Origin of the sequence: Micromonospora sp. DT4 (genome assembly GCF_049841675.1) — a bacterium.
In the GTDB taxonomy this organism is placed as follows: Bacteria; Actinomycetota; Actinomycetes; order Mycobacteriales; family Micromonosporaceae; genus Micromonospora.
In genome coordinates this window covers 1-3,617 of sequence record NZ_JBNCKT010000224.1, presented here as the reverse complement: position 1 = coordinate 3,617, position 3,617 = coordinate 1, and the positions used below count along the sequence as shown (strand labels likewise).

The 3,617-nt window shown below is 65.4% G+C and carries 4 protein-coding genes and 1 pseudogene; 3 read left to right on the top strand and 2 right to left on the bottom strand.

The genetic code is table 11. The features are described from left to right. Nucleotides 1-45: 45 nt before the first annotated feature. Both ACLQ24_RS28955 and ACLQ24_RS28950 read right to left on the bottom strand, forming a co-directional pair. Complete coding sequence (locus tag ACLQ24_RS28955) at nucleotides 46-504, bottom strand: 7-carboxy-7-deazaguanine synthase QueE (protein ID WP_425894911.1); 459 nt, start codon at nucleotides 502-504, stop codon at nucleotides 46-48. Between the two features lie 17 nt (nucleotides 505-521). Next, nucleotides 522-932, bottom strand: a complete 411-nt coding sequence (locus ACLQ24_RS28950; RefSeq protein WP_425894910.1) for a 6-pyruvoyl trahydropterin synthase family protein — start codon at nucleotides 930-932, stop codon at nucleotides 522-524. 395 nt (nucleotides 933-1,327) lie between these two features. Here ACLQ24_RS28950 and ACLQ24_RS28945 point away from each other — a divergent pair, with 395 nt between their 5' ends. From ACLQ24_RS28945 to ACLQ24_RS28935, 3 genes and pseudogenes are all read left to right on the top strand, one after another. After that, entirely contained in the window at nucleotides 1,328-2,656 is a 1,329-nt protein-coding gene (locus tag ACLQ24_RS28945) for a hypothetical protein (protein WP_425894909.1), read from the top strand. Then, entirely contained in the window at nucleotides 2,656-3,195 is a 540-nt protein-coding gene (locus tag ACLQ24_RS28940; protein WP_425894908.1) for an NUDIX domain-containing protein, read from the top strand. Before ACLQ24_RS28945 ends, ACLQ24_RS28940 begins: the two co-directional genes overlap by 1 nt. Nucleotides 3,196-3,244: 49 nt before the next feature. Beyond that, nucleotides 3,245-3,535 (top strand): annotated as a pseudogene (locus ACLQ24_RS28935) (NUDIX hydrolase); the annotation flags it as partial. Nucleotides 3,536-3,617: the final 82 nt, after the last annotated feature.

The following is a 3,617-nucleotide window of genomic DNA, read 5'->3' as shown; positions in this document are numbered from 1 at the left end:
ATCCACCCGTCGGCAAAACCCAACACCTCAAACAAACAGCAGACTCTAAACCACAACAAAAGGTTTAATCGCAAGCTTAGGGGAGACGTTGAACCGCACCCCGTCGATCAGCAGCGCCGGGTCGGGCGCGATCGTGCCGTTGGTCTCGAACTCGACCCGCTTGCCGGCCGCCAGCAGCCCCCGGACGAGGGCCACCAAGTTTCGCTGTTGGATCAGTGGCTCGCCGCCGGTGATCACGATCAGTTCGGCTGGAGATGGCGCGGCCCAGGCCACCAGGTCCGTCACCGACCGCTTTGCCGACTCCTTACGGGGGTCGAAGTGGGACCAGTCCCAGGTGTACTTCGTGTCGCACCGCTCGCAGGTCAAATTGCACCGGGACAGGCGGATGAACAGAGCCGGGTGCCCGCAGCTCGGGCCCTCGCCCTGAAAGGTCGGCGTTTGAACACCGAAGCACTCCGCGACGATCAGCCAGGTCTCCGGGTCGCTCGTCGGCTCCCCGACCACGAGAGGACGCAACTTGGTCACTGCCTCTCTACATCGAACCGGGCCCAGCTACGGCCGGTCTCGCGGACGCGGACGGCAACCAGACGGCCGGGGATCGCCGGCTGGAGGTTCTGGATGAACCAGCCGGACAGAAACTGGGCCAGGAGCTCCGAGGTCGGCTCGAACGGGAGGATCTCGTGCAGGTTGTGGTGATCGAGCTCGGTGTCCAAGAACTCCTTGAAGGGCGTGAGTGCGCCGAAGTCCGTGACGAAGCCGGGCTCCTCCAGGCCGGAAGCGGTGAGGATGACCTCGACCTCGTAGCTGTGTCCGTGCTGGTGGGAGCACTTGTGCTCGGGCGGCAGGCTCGGGAGCCGGTGCCCCCCTTCGAAGTCAAACGCCTTGCCGATGGTGAACGTGCCCGACGGCATCTGAACTGAGCTGAAGTCCATGTAGGTCCCCCTCGAAGTCCGCAACAGAGCGCTTCGGTTAACCTGCGAGGTGGTGACGTTCCTTCGTGATCACCTCAGGCGCTGATGGCCGCTTACGACAAAGTCAATGAACACCCCTCGCTTCGATGTCGAACACCCTCGACACGAACTTTCGACACGGTCGACAAGATCCCTTGATGGTGATGTGCGCGTGCCCAACCTTTGTGGCTGGAGATGAGGGCACGGCGGCCGAGCACTCTTCTGCATCGACCACCGCACCCGTTATCCATCACCGTATGGATTGTGACGGGCATCGATACAGGGTGTGTTGTGGACCGCTGATGCGTCGGCATCACACGGGGTGTGAATGCGGCGAAACACTTCGATCGGTGCCCGGTTGGCCATACCCTGACAGGGTGGCCGAGGCGAACATCCTGCTCGATGCCCTTCTCGAACGCGCCGGCCTGTCCCACGCCGGCCTGGCCAAGCAGCTCAACACCTTCGACGGCGGACTGCGCTACGATCACGCCTCCGTCGCCCGGTGGATCCGGGACCACGCGATCCCCCGCGACCCGGTACCAGTGATGATCTGCCGCATCATCGGCGACCGCCTCGGCACCTCCCTGATACCGGCGGACATCGGTATGGCCCGGGACCAAGCCGCCACAGACCTGCCCGGCTTGCAAAGCGTTGTGGACCGGGCTGCCGCACTGTGGCGCAGCGACCAAAAGGGCCACACACCCCGGTCGACCGTCACTGGGCCGCAGGCGGTAGCGCCGGTGTGGGAGTGGGAGAACCCACCGGAGGACGACGACGTGTCGCACCTCGGGCACCGGCCGGTCGATCCCGCCGACGTCGCCCGACTACGCCACGCGCGGGTCCGCTACCAGGAGATGTACCGGCGGGTCGGCGGCGTACCCGTCAAGGGCCGCATCGTCGCCACGCTCACCGGGCAGGCCGCACCGCTGCTACGCGCCGCCTACAACAACGCCCAGGGTCGGGAACTGTACCGGGCCGTGGGCGGGCTCGCCGCTCTGGCCGGGGTCTGCGCCTACGACGCCGACCAACAACCCCTGGCCCAGCGGCACCTGCTGACCGCCCTGCGGCTGGCGAAAGCCTCCGGCGACCGGGCCTTCGGTGCCTACGTGGTCGCGCTCATGGCCAACCAAGCTCTCTACCTCGACGAGTACCGGCTCGTCGTGCAGTACGCCCAAGCCGGCCTCCGGGCCGCCGGCACCGTCATCAGCCCGGCCCTGACCGCGGACCTGCACGCGCTCGCCGGGAAGGCGTACGCCCGCATGGGCGACGCGACCGGTAGCCACCAGCACCTCCGGCACGCCGAAACCGTCGCCGAGCGCATCATCCACGACGGGGGCCCAGCCGAGGTGTCCTACGTCCAACCCGGCCTGGTCGAAACCCAGGTTGCCGAGGCACTGCGTCGGCTCGGCGACCTCACCGCCGCGCAGACCTACGCCGAGGAATCCGTGCGGACCGGCACCACCACCCACCTACGTGGTCAGGTCCACCGGTACGCGGGACTGGCACTCATCCTCACCGCACGAGGTGACCTCGACCGCAGCGCGGAGACAGCGTCCCAGATGCTCGACCGGGTCACCGGCATGGAATCCGGGCGCCTGCATGACCGGGTAACCCAGGTCATCTCCGCCCTACGCCCCCACGCGGCCCACCCCGCAGTCGCCGATCTCCTCGAACGCGCCCGACCGCACCTATCGATAGGAACCTAATGCGCTGGAAAGTTCACTCCGAACGCGACCTTTACCGCGACCGATGGGTCCACGTCGCCAGCGCCGACGTGGAACTACCCGATGGGCGGCACCTCGACCACCGCATCATTCGCACCGCAGCACCCGGAGCTGGACTTGCTGTCGTCACCGACAACAAGGTTCTCCTCATCTGGCGACACCGGTTTATTACCGACACCTGGGGATGGGAAATTCCTCATGGCAGCATCTGCCCTGGCGAAGACGCAGCCGACGCCGCCGCCCGGGAAGCCGAGGAAGAAACCGGCTGGCGACCGGCACGACCGATCCGCCCGCTCGTCTACAGCCAACCCTCACCCGGCCTTATGACCAGCGAACACCACATCTTCAGAGCCGACGTCGCCACCTATATGGGCCCACCCAAAGACGGCTTTGAGAGTGACAAGGTCGAGTGGGTACCACTTACCGACGTCCCGGAACTCATCAATAAAAAGCAAATCGTCGCCGGAACAACCCTCGTCGCTCTGCTCTATCTGCTCGCCCATCGCTCCACAGCCGGATAAAGCTCTCGCAACAGCACTCAAGACGAGGATCAACTAGGTCTGCCTCGTCCGCCGCCAACGCCCGACCGGTGATCAATACTCGGTACCCGGCGGCATCGTTCACACGGGCGAGACGGTACCGGCCGCCCTCGTCCGAGAACTCAAGGAAGAACTCGACCTCGACGTTGCCAGTCTGGCCCATCAGTCCGACCTGCACTGGATGCAAGACCAGGTCATGACTCGGCCAGGCAAGCCTGAGTTCTTTCGCCGGAACCCGCCTTCTACACCTGCTCCAGGTGCCCGGACACGTCCGCGACACACTGGCAGCCGCCGAGCAGGGTGTGTCGTTAAAACGGTGTAACTCCGAACGAAGGAGACACCGAGATGGGGAATGTGAAGATCGTGTCAAGGGCCATGACGGACGCTGACACGCCGGTGGTGCC

Coding starts and splice junctions, on each gene's coding strand:
- ACLQ24_RS28950 (WP_425894910.1), bottom strand. CDS start 932: ATGGACTTCAGCTCAGTTCAGATGCCGTCGGGCACGTTCACCATCGGC.
- ACLQ24_RS28940 (WP_425894908.1), top strand. CDS start 2,656: ATGCGCTGGAAAGTTCACTCCGAACGCGACCTTTACCGCGACCGATGG.